The sequence below is a fragment of the Sporosarcina sp. P20a genome, assembly GCF_002743175.1.
GTDB lineage: Bacteria > Bacillota > Bacilli > Bacillales_A > Planococcaceae > Sporosarcina.
This window is the reverse complement of record NZ_PDYT01000013.1, coordinates 45,311-62,685: the sequence shown is the minus strand read 5'-3', so window position 1 is coordinate 62,685 and position 17,375 is coordinate 45,311. Positions and strand designations below refer to the sequence as shown.

The following is a 17,375-nucleotide window of genomic DNA, read 5'->3' as shown; positions in this document are numbered from 1 at the left end:
GTTGATCTGTGTTTCAGCCGGACGCGTGTCCTATGGGCGGGCGGTGCTACGCTCGCTAGGTGTTTCACCTGACAATGCAAAGATGTGCTCCTTCTCGCTACGCTTCACTCGCAAAAGCCGTTCTTCGTTACGGCTCTCGCTGATCCTCCCGGAGTCGCCGGCTGTAACGAAGATCAACTGAGCGAGTGCGAATAAACAATGTGCTACAATCGCGCCGTATAATGGGACATCATTCTTTCCATTAAAATCAGTTAACTTTTCTTCAATTAAAATAATTTGTTGAAGAACCCCTTATTTCTCCCAAATCAATACTGCCCGTTTTAATAAAGAATCCCAAGAATCTTCTCTAGCAATTTTTTCTACATCAAAATCTACATAATATACAGCATCAATTTTTTCACTTTCGGGAAGGTTAAAAGTATATTCTTGTTCATTAAGACTATTTTCATTATTAATAAGTTTTCTTGTAGGCGAATCGGCAATTGTTTTTGTATAGTAAATAAAACTCACATTCTTTTTCTCTCCGTCAATCTCAAGTGGCAAAGGATGTGTTCCGTTAAAGCCAGCATAACTTTCACCAAAATAACGGGAAACCAATTGATTGTCATCATGTGTTTCAATTTTAATTAGACTTTCCGAATATGGAATAACTGTTTTGTAATGGAAAACATAAGAAAATGCTCCCGTTAAAATAATTGCCGTTACTAAAACGGATACAATTGAAATCACCACTTTTTTCTTACGAAACTTCTTGCTGATAGTATTAAAAAGTGGAGAGGGTTTTTCTACTGGAAGATAAAGATTTTGTTTCATTGAATCATATTCCTGTTGACATATATGACAATGCCGCAAATGCTCGTCTACCATCTCTTTTGTATCTTGACTAACAACTTCATCAATATAAAGAGGTAAAACATCCTGAATGATTGTGCATTTAATCTCGTTCATAATTCATATCCTCCATACACTCTAAAATTTGCTTCCTTGCTCTATAAAAGGTTACTCTTGCCCATCCCGCACTTTTTCCAAAGAGTTTTCCTATCTTTTCAAAAGGTAATTCGCCAAAAGTGCGTAGTGAAAATACTTCCTTATAAGGTTCATTCATCGAGTGAATAAACTGATGAACAGTAAAAGCATCATCCTCATTCATCAAATGCTTCACAAATTGTACTTCCATCATTGATTCTTCTATTAAGTCTAGGTTTACTTGTCTTTTCATTTTTTTGTAGTGCGAGAAATATGTATTCTTGGCAATTGTAAAAAGCCATGCTCGAATATCTTTAGAACCATCAAACTTTTCAAGTGATTTTAACGCTTTAAAAAATGCCTCTTGCGTAATTTCTTCAGCTATCCTTTCATCGTGACACAATGATTTTATAAACAAAAATACTTCTTGAAAGTATTCGTGATAGATTTCCTCAAAGTCCACCTCTTTCCACCCCTTATACTTATATAACTCCTAGAATTCAATTACGTTACAAAAAATACTTAAAAGTTTTATATGATTTATACCCAAAGTAAATCCAAATAAAAATAAGTATATTCGAAATGAATATACTTACCTGTTAGTTGACTGTTTTTCAACATGTCCCGATTGAAGCACAAACTTTATGCAAGAATTGCCCGATCATTGAAGAATGAAACTTAAAATTATTTGTAGAATCGCTGCAATAGCTACTATCCACATAATTTCTATTCGTATGAATGAATTATATATACTGCGTTTTTTTGTAACTGCTATTTCTTGTGCAACTTTGAAATTGATTGGTAAAAAGTATAAAGAAAAAATTATAGCTACTGAAAATGAAATACATAAATTAACAAGGAATTGACTAGTTGTTAGACTTGCCACAGCACCACCAATCATAAATACTGGAACACCAACCCAAATAAAAGAGGTTACAACTAACAAAATTGCTGCCATTATGACGAGCATAAATTCTCTCTTTACCACATGTAAATAACTGTTATAGTAATAACTCACGTTCCCCCTCCTCGAATTCATTCAGCAACTTGGCCCTATTACTGAAGACGGGTGCAATTCTCCTTCAAGAAATGCACCCGTAGTGAACCACTAGATCATACCCATTTTTCTATACATTATCCGACTTATTACTTCTTGAATCGTTTAATCTAACTACTATTTTATTCAACAGGAAAAAAATAAAATAAAAGAATGCAATATTAAACAAAAAACCTAACCACATAAAACTAAAGCCACCGTATTCATAAATACCTAGCCATTCAGCAGGAAAGCCCCAAAAACGTGAACCCCCATCAATTCTTAATCCAAAACTAGGAATAAAAGAAAAGAGGAAAACAAAGACAATACTTAAACCTAAAATATAAAACTTCTTTTTATTACTCTTAATACAAATCCCCTCTCTCAATGCTTATTAATCAATCATTTGGCCCTAATTGTAGTATGATGCTTATTAAATAAACGCCCCGTTTGCAGTAATTTTTAAGACTTTAAATGTTGTTTCGGTTTTTTCGATTATAAATAAATTGTTTGATAGAAAACTTAATTAAGTAATAAATAGCACCTACAATTGCCACTACTAGTGCTAATAAACTTAATGTCATCATAAATCCTCCGATAGCCGTATGCAGGACATTGTACAAGATAAGAGTCGCAACCGTATAAACAATCCCTAAAATCAAGATAGTTTTTTTGCTCATCTTAAAACCTCCTTAACCAATAATCTGGCCCGATTGCGGTATGGGCACGATTATTTATGCAGCAATCGCACCCTATTCTGGCACAACCTTTATTTAGCTAACGCACTCAGTTGGTAACACTCACACTTTTATTTTATAGTTATTGCATCTTGTGGTAATACGCTTTCCTGAAGCCAGTTTTCAATCACTTTATTAAAATAATTAGGATTCAACATTGAAATTCCGTGACCTACATTAGGTATAATGATTCCTATACAATTTGAATTATTTGAAACTATGTCCATAGCTGACTTTTTCATTATAGTCTTTTCTTTCTGGCCAACAGTTACTAATATATTGCCCTCTGCTTTATTAAAACCGGTAGGTATTTCAAATGATATATTTTCCTTTAGTATTCTAATAAGTGTAACTGATTTCATTTGAGAACTTTCTTTATAATACGTTTCAAAATATTCTTCGGAAACATAAAGCACTTTTGACTGAATTTTTGAGAAGTACCTATTGGAAATTAAAGGGGATGTTAATTTTATAGCTGGGCTAATCATTTTTACAACTAACGCATTGGGTCTAACTAATGCACTATTAATAATCGCATTTGTAATTAGTGTTGGTTTCATACTCATCATTTGAATAACTACTTGTGCACCTAATGAAAACCCAATAACAATGACCTTTTTATCTTTTTTAATTTTTTCTATTAGCTCAATTACTTTCTCTGCGCTTTTTTTAATTGAGAAACTTTCAGCATCTTTACTTTTCCCTTGTTCTGGTAAATCTATTGTAACGCAATGATAGCTAGTGAAATGTTGGATTTGCTTATCCCACATCCAACTACTAACTCCACCACCGTGTAAAAATACCATAAGCGATGCATTTTCATTCCCATACTCTTGATAATATAGCTCCAAAAATATCACCACTCTTTCTACCATATGGCCCTATTGTTGAACGGTTGTGTTCCATAAACGCGCCCGTTTGCTGTATATATTTATTGGTTATCCAAGACATCTCTTAATACTTTTGTACCTTCAGGTGATATATCAAAACCGCTGTTTTCGTTACCGACATACATTACTCTGCTTTTTTCCCCTGTATTCCCTAGTACAAGATGTAATCCGTGGTTTTCTCCATTTTCATAACGAATTAAAATATCATAATCAGGCTTTTCAGTACCGACATCAACTTTCTGTTTTCTGCCTTCTGCATTTTTAAAAGTATCGTCAATCCTTGATATGATCGCATCTTTACCGATTGTTGTATTAAAGTTTTCATTAATTCCACCATAGCCATTAGATTCAGAAATGGAAATCGATGAAACGTCATCTAACAACGTCATTTCCTTGTCTTGAGATTGACAAGCAATTAAAAGTAATGCACAAAAAGACAAAGTAAGTGATAAAATAAATTTCTTCAAAAGTATCCCTCCCAATTAAAATTATCGGCTAATTTCGTGCTACAAAATGGCCCGATTACGGAATAGTTATATATTCAAAGCAAGTCATTAAAAACAGCCTTAGGCTCAAGATTATTTATTCTTTAAAGTAAAAATTCCTGTTTTTTCATCCCAATATGTAGTTACATCTAGTTTTTCATTTTCTTTTGTAACTGCACAACCTGAACAAGCGGAAGCAGATGTTTTTAATATTCCATTACATAACTCGCATTGCCAGAAGATGATCCTGAACTACTATTAATTTCATAGTTAATTTCTTTTGGGGTTTCATTTTCACCTATATATTTAATCGTAGTATCACCTGATTCAGCATTATCACCTGTACTATTAATAGTATAATCCACATTCCAATTCCCGCTATCTCGCTTAAAGTGTTATGTTTGCTGCCCTGAGCAAGCAACTAACATTAGAAAAACATAGCATAATAACGCTGATATTTTCAATTTCATTAAAATTTCCCACTCTCGTATTTAACACCTAGTCCGTTATTGAAACGGGAGCAAATCCTTGTTAAAGAACTGCCCCCTATTGCAATTAATGGCCTAGTCGTTAATTATCCAAATCATCAACAAGCCAGGATTTCTTACTTCCACCTTGATCAGAATCTTTTTCGAGAGATTGCCCCACGACAGACCTATTAATACCATCTTTGACAGCTTTAAAAATCACAAGATACAGAATGAACAGCCCTGCTATCCAAAGAATAATCATACCGAAAACTTGACTTGCCATTATCCATCTCTCCAATTCCTATATAACAAATAGCCCAGATTCATGAACAATGCCTATTTATTTAATCGCTTATTTTCCCTAAAGAAAATGAGATAAATAATTTCTAGAATCCCCACTGTATTGACTACCAGTAGAACAATAAACCATGCTAGTTGTCTATTACTACCTGCATGCCAAAGTGCTATCCCTTTCCAAATTAATGACCAAATAATTATTAAATAAAAAATTGGATTGTTGTAATTTAAAACTTGAGAAATAGTTTCCATTTTTTCGCCCTCCTTTAAACAATATCGCCATGTCCTGGAACAAAGCTATGCTGCCAATGCCACCCATTCTGATAAAAAGTTATTTGTCTTTTTGCTCGACTAAAAACAAACCTAATTTAAATAGCAATGATAATACGAAAATAATCATTAAAGTTCTTGATATTACATACCCATCAAGAGCTAATTCATAGCCTCCCGAGAGTAATATATTCGGGTTAATAATAATAAAAACTGCGATAAGTATGGGTATTGCAAGTAAAATGACGGCTAAAGTAGATTTATCGCTCATTGTCGTCCCCCCCTAAATCACTTAACAAAACGGCCCGTTTCAGCCATGACACTTCTCCAACAATGACACCCATTAATTTACATGCAATTCATTATTTCTTTACACTATCTAACAAGATAAACCCAAACACCACACCAGCTATTGTTTGGATTGTGAAGTTTCCAGAATACATGACTTCTGGTACTAGCGGAATAAAGTATTCTCCTGCGGGTGTAAAGATTAATACACACATAGATAATACACCAAGAGATGGCAACCCTACGCCCATGAATTTTGCCCAATCAAAGGTCCATTGTCTATTCTCTTTTATTTCAATTATAAGTTTTGGCAACCTGAGCAGTATTCCAATACCAATAGGAAATATTGATGAAAACAAAATAAATGTTAGCGCTTCATAGTTTTTCATGTATTCCTGTTTCAACAGGAATTGATATTTAGCACCTACATAAATAATAATTCCTATCGCCATTGTCCAACCGAAGTAATAAAAGAACCTTCTCATAAAAACCCTCCTTTTTGTCCCAATTCTTGAACAATCATAGTTCTACTATTTATACGTCCATAAAGTGTAAAAGTGTCCACTTCTTCAAATACTGCGAATCCAAGTAATTATGTTTAGATGTTTAGATCTTCTGATTCCACTCTTTCAGTTACTATATTATAAGTATACATAAATTTCCAAAAATATTCTAATTAAGTTTATTCAAAAAAATAAAAGCACCGCTAAATGCGATGCTCATTCATGTTGTATTTATTCAATTTCACAGACAAATAGGTAAGGTTTCTAACTCCACTCTACAACATTAGAAAACGTCACTAGTCAATCGTAAGTGGAAGGCTGCGATCAACGCCTCCCCCTTCCACTTTCTCTTCATTATTCAGCATCCCATAAAACACGCCTTTGCGTTCCAGCAGTTCTTCGTGGCTACCAGACTCGAGTAGCTCGCCGTCTGCTAGTACGAAGATTTTGTCTGCTTGTCTAATCGTGTTCAAACGGTGGGCGATGACGAAGCTTGTTCGACCTTCCATGAGACGTTCCAATGCTTCCTGTATCGCGAGCTCCGTCACTGTATCGATGCTGCTCGTCGCTTCGTCCAGTAACAGCAAGGTCGGATCCGCCACTAGCGCACGGGCGATGGACAACAGTTGTTTTTGTCCTTGTGATATCTCTTCGCCACCTGCTGTTAGCAACGTGTCATAGCCCGACGATAGTTTGCAGATGAAGCTGTGAGCGTTGGCTTTTTTTGCGGCTTCTTCCACTTCCTCGTCCGTTGCGTCGAGTCGTCCGTAGCGAATGTTTTCGCGCACTGTCGCCTCAAACAAGAACGGATCTTGCAAGACGAAGGCCATTTGGCTGCGTACCGTATGGCGTGGCAGTTCGTCGATTGGGATGCCGTCTAGCAGAATTTGACCGCTGTCTACTTCATAAAAGCGTGACAGCAGTTGCATGATTGTCGTCTTCCCTGCCCCTGTTGCACCAACAAAGGCGGCTGTTTCACCTGGTTGAACACAGAAGCTTAGGTTTTTAATAATCGTTTCCTCTTCATAGCCAAACGACACATTGCGGAACTCGACATCGCCATGTAATGTTTCGGTTTGCTTCGTTGCTTCGTCTTTCTCCACAGGCTCGTCCATAATGGCAAACACTCTTTCCGCTCCTGCAATGGCGGAAAGGACGGTATTGAATTGATTGGCCAAATCGTTCAGCGGTCGCGTAAATTGTCGTGCGTACTCACTGAAGATGACAATCGTTCCGACCGTTACGCCACCATATCCTGTCACCGCCAACAGTCCGCCTACCCCTGCGACGATCGCAAACGACATATTATTGAGTGTGTTCATGACTTTCGGAATGAAACCTGAATATGTCTGCGCCCAGAAACCTGCTGTACGAAGGCGTTCGCTTTTTTGCGCGAACTCTTCCATGACATTCTGTTCCTGTGAGAACGCTTTGACGACTCGTTGACCGGAAACCGTTTCTTCAATCATGCCGTTTAATTCACCGATTGCACGCTGTTGTTCTTTAAATAAAATACCCGTACGTCGAGTGATCCAGCGCATCGCAATGAACATTAAAGGCACGATGATCATGGTTAGCAATGTCAATAACGGACTGAGATACAGCATAATCGATACGGTACCGACTAGTGTCAGTACACTTGAGAACACTTGAATCAACGAGGAATTCAGCGTCTGGCTGACATTCTCGATATCATTTGTCACGCGACTCATCAATTCGCCGTGCTGCCGTTTATCGAAGAATCGGATGGGCAGCTTCTGTAGATGGCCAAATAATTGCGTGCGCAGACGATAAACCGTTTGTTGTGCGATTCCGACCATCCAGTAGTTTTGAAAATACGTAGACAATGAAAAGCCTGCATATACGAGTAGTAATAAGCCAATCTGCATACTGAGTCCGTCCACTTTTTTCGGAATGATGAAATGGTCGATCATGTTTCCAATCATCAATGGGCCGATTAGCGCTAGGGCTGAACTGATTAAAACGAGTGTCATGACTGTGATCAGTAATCCACGTTGTTGATCGATCAAACGCCAAATGCGTAAGAGCACGGACTGCCAGTTGCTTGCTTTTTGAACCTTTTTCCGCTGTACCTTTGATAAATCTTCTTTCTGGATAATAGGTTCATAGCCGAATGGTTTTCGCATCATGCCACTCCCCCATTCTGTTGCGACTCCGCAATTTCCCGATAGAAGCTAGACGTTTGAAGTAGCTCTTCATGCGTACCATAGCCCACGATTTTGCCATCTGATAATAATAAAATCGCATCCGCAATTTGAGCGGTTTGAATCTTTTGCGTGACGATCAGCATCGTCGTGTCTTCTTCCTGCAATGCATCCCATAACGACGATTCGGTTTTGACGTCGAGCGCACTTGTACTATCATCCAAAATCAGTAAGGATGGTTTACGGATTAATGCGCGAGCAATCGACAGACGCTGTTTCTGACCGCCAGATAAATTCACTCCGCGCTGCCCGACACGTGTTTCATAGCCATCTGTAAAGTCCATGACAGACGAATGAATTTGTGCTTTTTTAGCGGCCTCTTTGATTTCATTGGCAGTGGCATCAGGTTTACCCCATGACAGATTATCGGTGATTGAACCTGTAAAGAGCATCGATTGCTGCGGCACATAGCCGATCAAGTTTCGTAATGTGTCTAGCGGCCATTCTGCTATGTTCTTTCCATCTATCCACACTGTACCTTCCGTCGCTGTGAACATGCGCGGGAGTAGTTGAAGCATCGTCGATTTACCGGAACCAGTAGCCCCCATAATAACGAGTTTCTCACCCGCTGGAACTTCAAACGTCACGTCTTTGAGCACTTCTTCAGTCGTTCCTGGATAATGGAATGAGACCTGCTCAAAACGAACAGAAACTGCGCCTTGGTGGCGATCGCCAGCTATTGTAAGCTTTTCGAGATCGCCATCGGCAACTAGCAGTTCTTCCATTCGATCGGAAGACGCTTTTGCACGCGAGAAGATGACGATCAAAAAGGAGAACATCGAGAAGGCACTTGTCATGCGCATCGTATAGTTAACGATCGCTACGATATCTCCGACAGGCATATTGGAGTTGCGGACTTCATCTGCACCGAACCAAAGAACCACCATGAAGCTGACGTTCATGATGAACAGTAACACTGGCAAAATTAGTTCCATTAAGCGCATCGCATGCACACTATCCTTTTTCAGGGCACGTGCCGCTTTGGAAAAACGGTCCGTTTCAAAAACACCTCGTAAATAGGCTTTAATGAGACGAACCGCTTGTAGATTTTCTTGTACGAGTTGATTCACCCCATCCAAACGGTGCTGCACTAGACCGAATAAACGGACTCCTTTGCGTGCCATGACGACAAGAAATACAGCTAGGAACGGAGCACCAATCAGTAGGAACACTGCGAGTTTCGGACTGACGACGAATGCCATAATTAGACTGCCGAGCACCATTAATGGCGCTCGTGCCATAATTCGCAATCCCATAAAGAGCGCGTTTTGCGCAAGCGTTACATCACTAGTCAAACGTGTAATAAGACTAGACGTCGGAAAGCGGAGGAATGCCGCAAGCGAAAACGTCTGGACGCGCTGAAACAATGCTTGCCTAAGATCATAGCCGAAACTTTGCGCGGCATGTGCAGCGAAATAGGAATTGACGACACCCGAAAAGAGCGCCACGAAGGCGAGTGCCATCATGACACTCCCCCAAATCAGTACGGTGTTCAAGTCTTCTTTCATAATTCCTTCATCTATAATTCTACCGATTAGCAATGGTTGAATTAATTCGACCGATAGTTCAAGTAACATAAGTAGAGTGGCGATAAACATTGGCCATTTATAAGGTAGTGCATAGCGGAAAACCGTCTTCATCTGATTCACCCTTTACGTGCGGTCTTTCCCTTCATTATGTCATATAGGAATACAGCGTGTACAGGTGAAAAGCTATACTTCGCTATGATCGTACTCTTGAATGGTTTCTGGGAACGGTGCGGTTTTCTTCTTGCGATTACCACCGATAGATAACCAGACAACTCCAACAAGCATGATCGCCGCGCCACTAATTTGCCAGACACCCATCGTCTGACCGAGCCATAACACGGAGACAATCATTGCCGTGAGCGGTTCAAAACTGGAAAGCACGCTCGTTTCAACGGGTGAAATATACGTCATACTTTGCAAGAACATGATGAATGCAAGCGTTCCCATAATGATGACGAGTAACAACATACCCATCGCCGGGCCGTTGAGCAGAGCACCAAGATTCATAAAGAACATCGGTAAGTTGATGATGAATAAAGTCATGCCGCCAATGAACATTCCCCAGCCGACGACGAGTAAAACACCCCACTCTGCCATAAGTACTACAGGGTATAACGTATAGAAAGTGAAGGCGAATCCCACAATGACTCCCCACACAATTGCGGTTGTATCCAATGACATGCTTGAGAATGAACCATTTGTCAAAAGTAAGATCAAGCCGGATAACGCAACGACCATACCGATTACTTGGCTACCTGGCGGGAAGGATCTCTGTAAGATCGAAAGTAAAATGATGATATAGACTGGTGCAACGAACTGGAATAATGTCGCGACTACTGCGTCACTATGTGCGATGGTTTGGACGAATCCAAACTGTACACCAAGCATTCCGATCACGCCGAACATCACCATTTTGCGCAACCACAACTTCTGTCTCATAGGACGACCGACCTGTATACCTTTCGCTTTCAACAGTAATAGAACAACGGCACCAGCGATCGTCAAACGTAGGATTAACATCATCGAAACGGACATGTCACTATGGTTCAAAATCCACTCCATCATAGGCCCCGTAGCGCCCCATAACATCGAACCTATAATAATCATGATAATTCCTTTTAATCGCAACATGATCTCTCACCCCTTACTAATTTCTTGCGTTTTTACTTATATAGTATAAAATTCACATATGAGACATAGACAACACTGAAACTTCATTTATAATAGTTATATAGTAGATTGGAAAGGAGTACCTCTATGCATGCAATTCCATTACCAGAGACTAGCGAACATCAGGCACTAGTCGATAGTCTAAACAAATACCAATTAGTTACACATACGGACAGCGAAGGTCTAATAACCTATGCCAACCAAAACTACCTAACTGTTAGTGGTTGGACTCCCAAGCGCATCTTAGGTAAATCATTCTGGCAAATGTTTTCGGACAGAGCCGAAAGTCAGGAAATAGCGAACTCCATTTGGGATTGTTTGCTATCCGGAAAAACATGGGTGGGTAAAATAGAAAAAATGACTCGCTTAGGCGAACCGTTCTTTGTCAATACACTCGCCGTCCCTACCCTTTCCAATTTCGGAGAACTGCAATCTGTGTTCTTTTTGGAACTGGATATTACAGAAGATATTCGCTTACAGGAACGCTTAGGTGAAATTGCTTTCATTGATGTAGAAACGGGCCTCATGAGCCGCCACAAGCTGGAACAAGTAGTGAATAAGTCCATCGCTAGTGCTACCAATTTTTCATTCGTCTATTTGACGATTGATCATTACTACACTATGAAAGAGCTGCAATCTCAAGAATCTGAGACGCAGCTGATTCAAGAATTCACCAACCGATTAAAGCGCTACTTCCAGGACAGTCCGATCGCACGTATCGATACGAATAGCTTTGTCGTGCTGACAGCTTTCGGTGATTGGTATATTCAAGGTTTCTATGATTTCTTAAAACAACAGCCGATCTACCTCAGCCACAATGCTCAAACTCTTTCCATTAGTGGCGGAATTGTCCGCTTCCCTGAAGATCAGAAAACATACACGCAATTGTACAAAGTCGCGATGACTGCCGCAGACGATGTCATTAGTCAAGGTGGCGGACGGATTGCTTCACTATCTGCCCAGTCCCATAAAATTCTGAACCGACGTTTGGAAATTGACCGCAAGATGCTGACTGCATTAGATCGCAATTCACTGCATGTAGCGTATCAGCCCCAATTCGATGTGGCGAGCGAGAAAATCACTTGCTACGAAGCACTCGTTCGTTGGGAGGATGAAGATCTAGGGATCATCAGTCCTGACGAATTGATTCCGATTGCAGAAGAAAACGGCTTGATTGAAGAAATCGGTGCATATGTGGCAGAAGAAGCGATGACGTTCGTAACGAAATGGCATCGTGCCGGTAATGATATGAGTATTTCCATCAACTCTTCCATTCGTGAATCTTTGAATCCACAATGGAAAGACCGATTAATCTCCATCTTAAATGAAACGGGTTGCCCCGCGAATAAAGTGCATCTAGAGTTCACGGAGAAATTCGCGCTTAAAGCAGAAGAAGAACAATCCGTGCTGGCGCAAATGTCCGAACTACAAAAACTTGGTTTACAGTTCACTCTAGATGATTTCGGGTCTGGATACGCATCGTTGCGCTACTTACAACATTTGCCAATCTCCAGTGTCAAAATTGACCGCGTCTTTATCGATGCGTTGTTGAGCAATCCGAAGACACAGAAATTGGTTGAAGGATTGATCCAACTTTCCAAAAAGATTAACTTATATACGATCGCTGAAGGCGTTAGCAGTGAACAGCAATTTGAGTTACTGAAAGAAATGGGCATTGATGCTATGCAAGGTCATTTCATCGGAATGCCGATGCCTGCTGAGCAAATTGAAATTAAATAAACTATCGCCACCAAATTAGATGGAGCTCCTTTCATAAAGAAAGGGCTCCATTTTTGTCTATCTTGTTCAGTTGTGGTGGGTCTTAGTGCGTTTGACTACAGCTTACTGTACAGGAGGTGAAAAGACAACCTTTTTTGATTGGGTTGTGGGGGTTGATAGAGTGCTTGGCTGGCTTCATTGAGCGGATTGCGTGTGCGATTGAGCGATTGGCTGGCTTCATTGAGCGGATTGCGTGTGCGATTGAGCGCTTGGCTGACTTCATTGAGCGGATTGCGTGTGCGATTGAGCGATTGGCTGGCTTGATTGAGCGGGTTGCGTGTGCGATTGAGCGCTTGGCTGGCTTGATTGAGCGGGTTGCGTGTGCGATTGAGCGCTTGGCTGGCTTGATTGAGCGGATTGCGTGTGTGATTGAGCGCTTGGCTGACTTCATTGAGCGGATTGCGTGTGCGATTGAGCGCTTGGCTGACTTCATTGAGCGGATTGCGTGTGCGATTGAGCGCTTGGCTGGCTTCATTGAGCGGATAGCCACCAGCATAGAGCGATCAACCAGCTTCATTGAGCGAAACTCGACCACGATAGAGCACTTAACAAAATAAATGAACGCCCACTAATCGTAGTGAGCGTCCAAACCTTACTTTTCTATCGATTCACGTGCTGGCACACTGTCCGGTGTGTAGCTAGCTCTTTCTAACGTATCTAGCGGTGTGTAATGGTCTAATGTGTAGCTGTTTACCTCATTTGCGGAAATCGTGTAGAGCGAATTGCCGCTATACAACAGACGTTGGATTTCTTTTTCCCAGTCCATGTATTCATTTGTCATGCGCTTGGTTAAATCAGCTGTTTTGACAATACCGCGTTCCGCTGTGATTTCGTAAATCATTGCGCCGGAGCTTTGTAGATCCAGGATGTTTTCACGCTGAGATTGCTCATACACTGAAATCGGGAAGCCGAATAAGTTGCGAGTTGGATGGATGAACAATGCGTGATGATCGTGCTGGACTGACGAATAGGTACCTTGGCCGCCGATGATTTCAGATGCGGTTTCTTTTGGATTCGCAAAATCGGTCACGTCGAATACAGAGATTTTCATGCCGCCTGTTTGGATGATGGGCGCGCCGCCTTGTGGATTTTTCTTCGCGATTGTTTCATAGCCGAAGCCGATTAAATGCCCTTCGTCAAGCGGATGCAAGTAGTTGCTGAATCCCGGAATCTTCAGTTCGCCGAGCACTTTCGGGTGATTCGGATTCGCAACGTCCATGACGAATAGTGGATCCGTTTCGCGGAACGTTACCATATATGCTTTGTCTCCAAGGAATCGTGCGGAATAAATGCGTTCATTGACCGCTAGATTTTCGACTGAACCGACTTGTTTCATATTTTCGTCGAGGATGAATAAATGGTTCTTCGCTTTATTGCGTTCATCCCAGAGATTTCCTTCTGTTGTTACTGTACGGAAATAGCCGTTGTGCTCATCCATCGAAAACTGGTTTAAGATAGTCCCTTTTAGTTGAGCCGTTTGTAGGAAATGCACGTTGGTTTTGTCGAGACTGAATTTGAATACTTCGCTAGTGCTTTGCTGATTGTCTTGGTAGTTTGTAGACGTCAGATACAGATGATTTGCAGACATGTACAGTTGTTCACCGCTGCCAAGATAAGCTTTCGTATCCACTCCGCCCTTTTCACCGGACTCAATATCGAGTGTCGTGATGACAGAGTAGGAAGGTTCCATCGCGCCTGGCAAAATTGAGATTTTATCGAGTGCGAGCGCCTGCACTTTTTGATTGGCTGTAGAATCATAGATTTTTGGTACTAGCTGATCTTCTGTCGGAGTCGGATGATCATACCAAAAGAATGGCTGATTATTCGTGATCATGTAAATAAATTGTCCGATTTTACGTGTTCCGATGACGTAGCCTTCTGCACCTGTTTCACGAATAAGTTTCGGATTTGTGCGGTCTGTAACGTCGTACACACGGATGATCGACATTTGCTGCGTGGGCATTATGCGGTCTTCAGTAATTTCCACATCCATATTAGACGTCGGGGCATCTAGATTTTGGCCACCGATTACTATGATTTTGTCTTGATTTACATATAGTTGGTTTGCATAGAACCCATCGGTGAAGTCGGTCTTGCTGGCAAGGACCATGTCGTTTGGATTGCGGATATCTGTGATCATAAGTCCTTCGCCATTTAGGACATCGTAGAGGAAGTCGCCGTCTGTTTTGACAGTATCCGCTTCATCTACGCCCGCCACTTGTTGATTGGTTTGTGAATGATCGACACCGCCACTAGAAGCTTTATCCTCCGAAGAAGACTCCTCCATGACTTCACTGCGTCCCTGAGGTTCTACTCGCTCAAAGAAACTCTCTATTTCTTTAATGGAAGTGACGGGCTGTACAGATTCCAGAACGGTGAATGAAAGCACTTTGTCTGCTGCGCGTTTCCATATGCCAAAACTATTCGCTGGGATATGCAATGTATAGTCCCCTGGTTGTAGCTCCCCTACTTGCAATGTCGTCTTTCCATTTCCGTACGAAAGCTTGGCCGGAGTTTTCTTATTACTTTTCGTCACATGAAACAGCGAAGCATCCAAGTCCCCCTTCACTGGATCTGTAAAGTAGACATTCAGCGACTGACCCGCGAGCACGGATTTTGTAGATGTAATGCCTACTTTCGGCCAAAACAGGAAGCTGATCAGTACAAGAAATCCAATCGTTCCAGCTACCCCTAATACAATGAGCCATCTGCCTGTATTCATAATTTTCATCTCCTCTTATTTAGTATGTATTAGAGTAGACTGAAAACTTTGGATTTCGTTACATGCTATTAAAAAAAGCTATAATCACTCTTTTTATCGAGTGATTATAGCTTCTTCCATTGTCTGTCGCCTTCCGTGTAACTGATGGATTGTCCCGTATGAAATAAATTCTCAAGCTTCAGTTCATCCAGATAGCCTTTCATTTCAAGCATAATGTGATCGGTATCGATCTTCTCCTGGTTAAGTAGACTGACATCAACTGCGAGCGGCACTTTCACTTTTTGTCCCGGTTCGATTTGCAATCCAAGATCTATTGAATACTTGAAGGGGTTCTCTGCCCAACCGTTCTTCAGTTTTACATCGAAGCTGAAGGTTAATGCAGGCTGGTGAATTACCCTATTGGTGTCGTTACTTATTTCAATTAAGTATTCGATTTTTCCATCTTCTAACGCTTTTTCTTGTAACACCTTGAGTTGCAAACCTTCTAAATTTTCATAAAGACCTACAGCTGGTACAATCTCTTCAGTTCCAGTGTTTGATTCTTGCAACAACGGCAGCACGAGTAGCAGAAACATTACTGTGGCGATTACGACAACGCTCCAGATCACAATACTCTGCTTTTTCCTATGGGGTTGAATCCTGTTGTCTTTCTTGTAGTCTCCGTCTTTTCCTTGGTTGGTCATCATACCCCCTCCTCTCTCCATTTAATTTCTAAGAATATTTTACGGTAATAAATCAATGTATGCAGAAGACGTCTATTATCGAATTGGTTTTGACCCACTTCTTTATAAAAAAGGAAGAGCAGAAAACCCTGCTCTTCCTTGCCCTTATTTACACACGAACCAACGATAATTCTCTAAGCTGTTCAATTGCTTGCTCGATCAATTCAACTTTTTGGACGAGGGCAAGGCGGACGTAACCTTTCCCTGCAGTTCCGAAGATGCTGCCGGGTACCATGACGACGCCTGCTTGTTTGATGACTTCGAAGACGAATTCTATGTCGTCGATGTCGTATGGATATTTTGCCCAGACGAACATGCCGCCTTCAGATGGGGTCGTTTCCCAGCCTAGTGATGCGAGTCCGTCCATTAACGCGTGGTGGCGTTTAGAGAACTCCGCGCGTAGGCGATCCGTGATTTCTTCACCGTTATCAAGCGCAACGATGGCTGCTTCTTGAATCGGTCCGAATGTTCCATAGTCGAGGTTGGATTTCAGTTCGCGTATTACTTTGATCATTTCTGCATTTCCGACGAAGTATGCGATCCGTGCACCTGCTAAGCTGAAGCTTTTTGATAGTGAGTTGATTTCCAAACCGACTTCCATTGCACCGGGTGTTGTGAGGAAACTTGCTGGACGGTCGCCAGTGAAATAGTATTCCGAATACGCTGCGTCATGCAGTACGATGATTTCATGTTTTTTTGCGAACGCTACGACTTCTTCGAAAAAGGCTTCACTTGGCATTGCCGGTACTGGATTTCCTGGTAAGTTCAGAATAAGAAGTTTGGTCTTTTTCAGCACGTCTTCCGGGACTTCATTCAGATTAGGCAAGAAGCCGTTTTCTGCAAGCAATGGCATATAGTACGGTACTGCGCCTGCTAGTTTGATTCCTGCGTCATAGGCGACGTAGGCAGGATTCGTTGTCAGGACGTAATCTCCTTCGTCACAGAACGCGAAAGGTAAATGAACGAGACCTTCCTGCGAACCCATTGTCTGCAAGACTTCTGTATCGGGATTGATGATGACACCTGTGCGTCGCTTGTAATAATTTGCGACGGCTTCATGGAATCGCTTCGTCCCTCCCAGTGTGTAGCCGTAAGATGATGCTAACGCGCTTTGCTGAGACAACGCTTGGCGTACACGCTCGTCAGGTGGAAGATCCGGGCTACCAAGACTCAAATCGACGACTTGCGCACCTGTTGCTTTTTTTTCCTCGGCGGCTGCTTTTAAGTCACCGAAGATTGCTGGTGAGAAAATGGACATTTTTTTGGAAGGTTGAAAGTTCACGAAG

The 17,375-nt window shown here is 41.3% G+C and carries 19 protein-coding genes; 2 read left to right on the top strand and 17 right to left on the bottom strand.

Annotation, left to right across the window (positions count from 1 at the left end; translation table 11 throughout):
• Positions 1–291: 291 nt before the first annotated feature.
• The 14 genes from CSV72_RS11320 to CSV72_RS11260 form a co-directional block, all read right to left on the bottom strand.
• Positions 292–948: a zf-HC2 domain-containing protein gene (locus tag CSV72_RS11320; protein ID WP_099678429.1), complete on the bottom strand. Its 657-nt coding sequence runs from the start codon at positions 946–948 to the stop codon at positions 292–294.
• Positions 935–1,429: an RNA polymerase sigma factor gene (locus tag CSV72_RS11315; RefSeq protein ID WP_099678428.1), complete on the bottom strand. Its 495-nt coding sequence runs from the start codon at positions 1,427–1,429 to the stop codon at positions 935–937. Before CSV72_RS11315 ends, CSV72_RS11320 begins: the two co-directional genes overlap by 14 nt.
• A 198-nt stretch (positions 1,430–1,627) precedes the next feature.
• A complete protein-coding gene (locus CSV72_RS11310) occupies positions 1,628–1,984 on the bottom strand; it encodes a hypothetical protein (protein WP_099678427.1) in 357 nt (118 codons plus the stop codon).
• A 488-nt stretch (positions 1,985–2,472) separates the two neighbouring features.
• Complete coding sequence (locus tag CSV72_RS11305; protein ID WP_099678426.1) at positions 2,473–2,682, bottom strand: hypothetical protein; 210 nt, start codon at positions 2,680–2,682, stop codon at positions 2,473–2,475.
• A gap of 128 nt (positions 2,683–2,810) precedes the next feature.
• Complete coding sequence (locus tag CSV72_RS11300; RefSeq protein ID WP_099678425.1) at positions 2,811–3,590, bottom strand: alpha/beta fold hydrolase; 780 nt, start codon at positions 3,588–3,590, stop codon at positions 2,811–2,813.
• Positions 3,591–3,670: 80 nt separating this feature from the next.
• Positions 3,671–4,096: a YhfM domain-containing protein gene (locus tag CSV72_RS11295; protein WP_099678424.1), complete on the bottom strand. Its 426-nt coding sequence runs from the start codon at positions 4,094–4,096 to the stop codon at positions 3,671–3,673.
• Positions 4,097–4,320: 224 nt separating this feature from the next.
• Positions 4,321–4,479, bottom strand: a complete 159-nt coding sequence (locus CSV72_RS16755; RefSeq protein WP_158232201.1) for a hypothetical protein — start codon at positions 4,477–4,479, stop codon at positions 4,321–4,323.
• Positions 4,480–4,684: 205 nt separating this feature from the next.
• The gene (locus CSV72_RS11290; RefSeq protein ID WP_099678423.1) at positions 4,685–4,867 is read right to left on the bottom strand and encodes a hypothetical protein; all 183 of its coding nucleotides are present in this window, start codon (positions 4,865–4,867) and stop codon (positions 4,685–4,687) included.
• A gap of 53 nt (positions 4,868–4,920) precedes the next feature.
• Positions 4,921–5,133: a DUF5652 family protein gene (locus tag CSV72_RS11285; protein ID WP_099678422.1), complete on the bottom strand. Its 213-nt coding sequence runs from the start codon at positions 5,131–5,133 to the stop codon at positions 4,921–4,923.
• Positions 5,134–5,212: 79 nt separating this feature from the next.
• Positions 5,213–5,422, bottom strand: coding sequence for a hypothetical protein (locus CSV72_RS11280; protein WP_099635106.1), 210 nt, complete (start codon positions 5,420–5,422; stop codon positions 5,213–5,215).
• Between the two features lie 91 nt (positions 5,423–5,513).
• Positions 5,514–5,891 (bottom strand): hypothetical protein, encoded by a 378-nt coding sequence (locus CSV72_RS11275; protein ID WP_233191245.1) that lies wholly within the window; start codon positions 5,889–5,891, stop codon positions 5,514–5,516.
• Positions 5,892–6,238: 347 nt separating this feature from the next.
• Entirely contained in the window at positions 6,239–8,092 is a 1,854-nt protein-coding gene (locus tag CSV72_RS11270; protein WP_369802909.1) for an ABC transporter ATP-binding protein, read from the bottom strand.
• Complete coding sequence (locus CSV72_RS11265; protein ID WP_099678420.1) at positions 8,089–9,807, bottom strand: ABC transporter ATP-binding protein; 1,719 nt, start codon at positions 9,805–9,807, stop codon at positions 8,089–8,091. Before CSV72_RS11265 ends, CSV72_RS11270 begins: the two co-directional genes overlap by 4 nt.
• Before the next feature lie 72 nt (positions 9,808–9,879).
• Complete coding sequence (locus CSV72_RS11260) at positions 9,880–10,827, bottom strand: DMT family transporter (RefSeq protein ID WP_099678419.1); 948 nt, start codon at positions 10,825–10,827, stop codon at positions 9,880–9,882.
• 126 nt (positions 10,828–10,953) lie between these two features.
• Between CSV72_RS11260 and CSV72_RS11255 the strand changes: the two genes are divergently transcribed.
• Both CSV72_RS11255 and CSV72_RS11250 read left to right on the top strand, forming a co-directional pair.
• A complete protein-coding gene (locus CSV72_RS11255; RefSeq protein WP_099678418.1) occupies positions 10,954–12,606 on the top strand; it encodes a sensor domain-containing protein in 1,653 nt (550 codons plus the stop codon).
• Between the two features lie 164 nt (positions 12,607–12,770).
• Positions 12,771–13,202, top strand: coding sequence for a methyl-accepting chemotaxis protein (locus CSV72_RS11250; protein ID WP_099678417.1), 432 nt, complete (start codon positions 12,771–12,773; stop codon positions 13,200–13,202).
• A 35-nt stretch (positions 13,203–13,237) separates the two neighbouring features.
• Here CSV72_RS11250 and CSV72_RS11245 read toward each other — a convergent pair whose 3' ends face one another.
• The 3 genes from CSV72_RS11245 to CSV72_RS11235 all read right to left on the bottom strand — a co-directional run bounded on the left by CSV72_RS11245 (position 13,238) and on the right by CSV72_RS11235 (position 17,371).
• Positions 13,238–15,367 (bottom strand): beta-propeller domain-containing protein, encoded by a 2,130-nt coding sequence (locus CSV72_RS11245; protein ID WP_158232200.1) that lies wholly within the window; start codon positions 15,365–15,367, stop codon positions 13,238–13,240.
• Positions 15,368–15,471: 104 nt separating this feature from the next.
• Positions 15,472–16,050 (bottom strand): hypothetical protein, encoded by a 579-nt coding sequence (locus CSV72_RS11240; RefSeq protein WP_099678415.1) that lies wholly within the window; start codon positions 16,048–16,050, stop codon positions 15,472–15,474.
• 148 nt (positions 16,051–16,198) lie between these two features.
• Positions 16,199–17,371 carry an aminotransferase class I/II-fold pyridoxal phosphate-dependent enzyme gene (locus CSV72_RS11235; protein WP_099678414.1) on the bottom strand — a complete coding sequence of 391 codons (1,173 nt, stop codon included), beginning with the start codon at positions 17,369–17,371 and terminating at the stop codon, positions 16,199–16,201.
• Positions 17,372–17,375 lie beyond the last annotated feature (4 nt).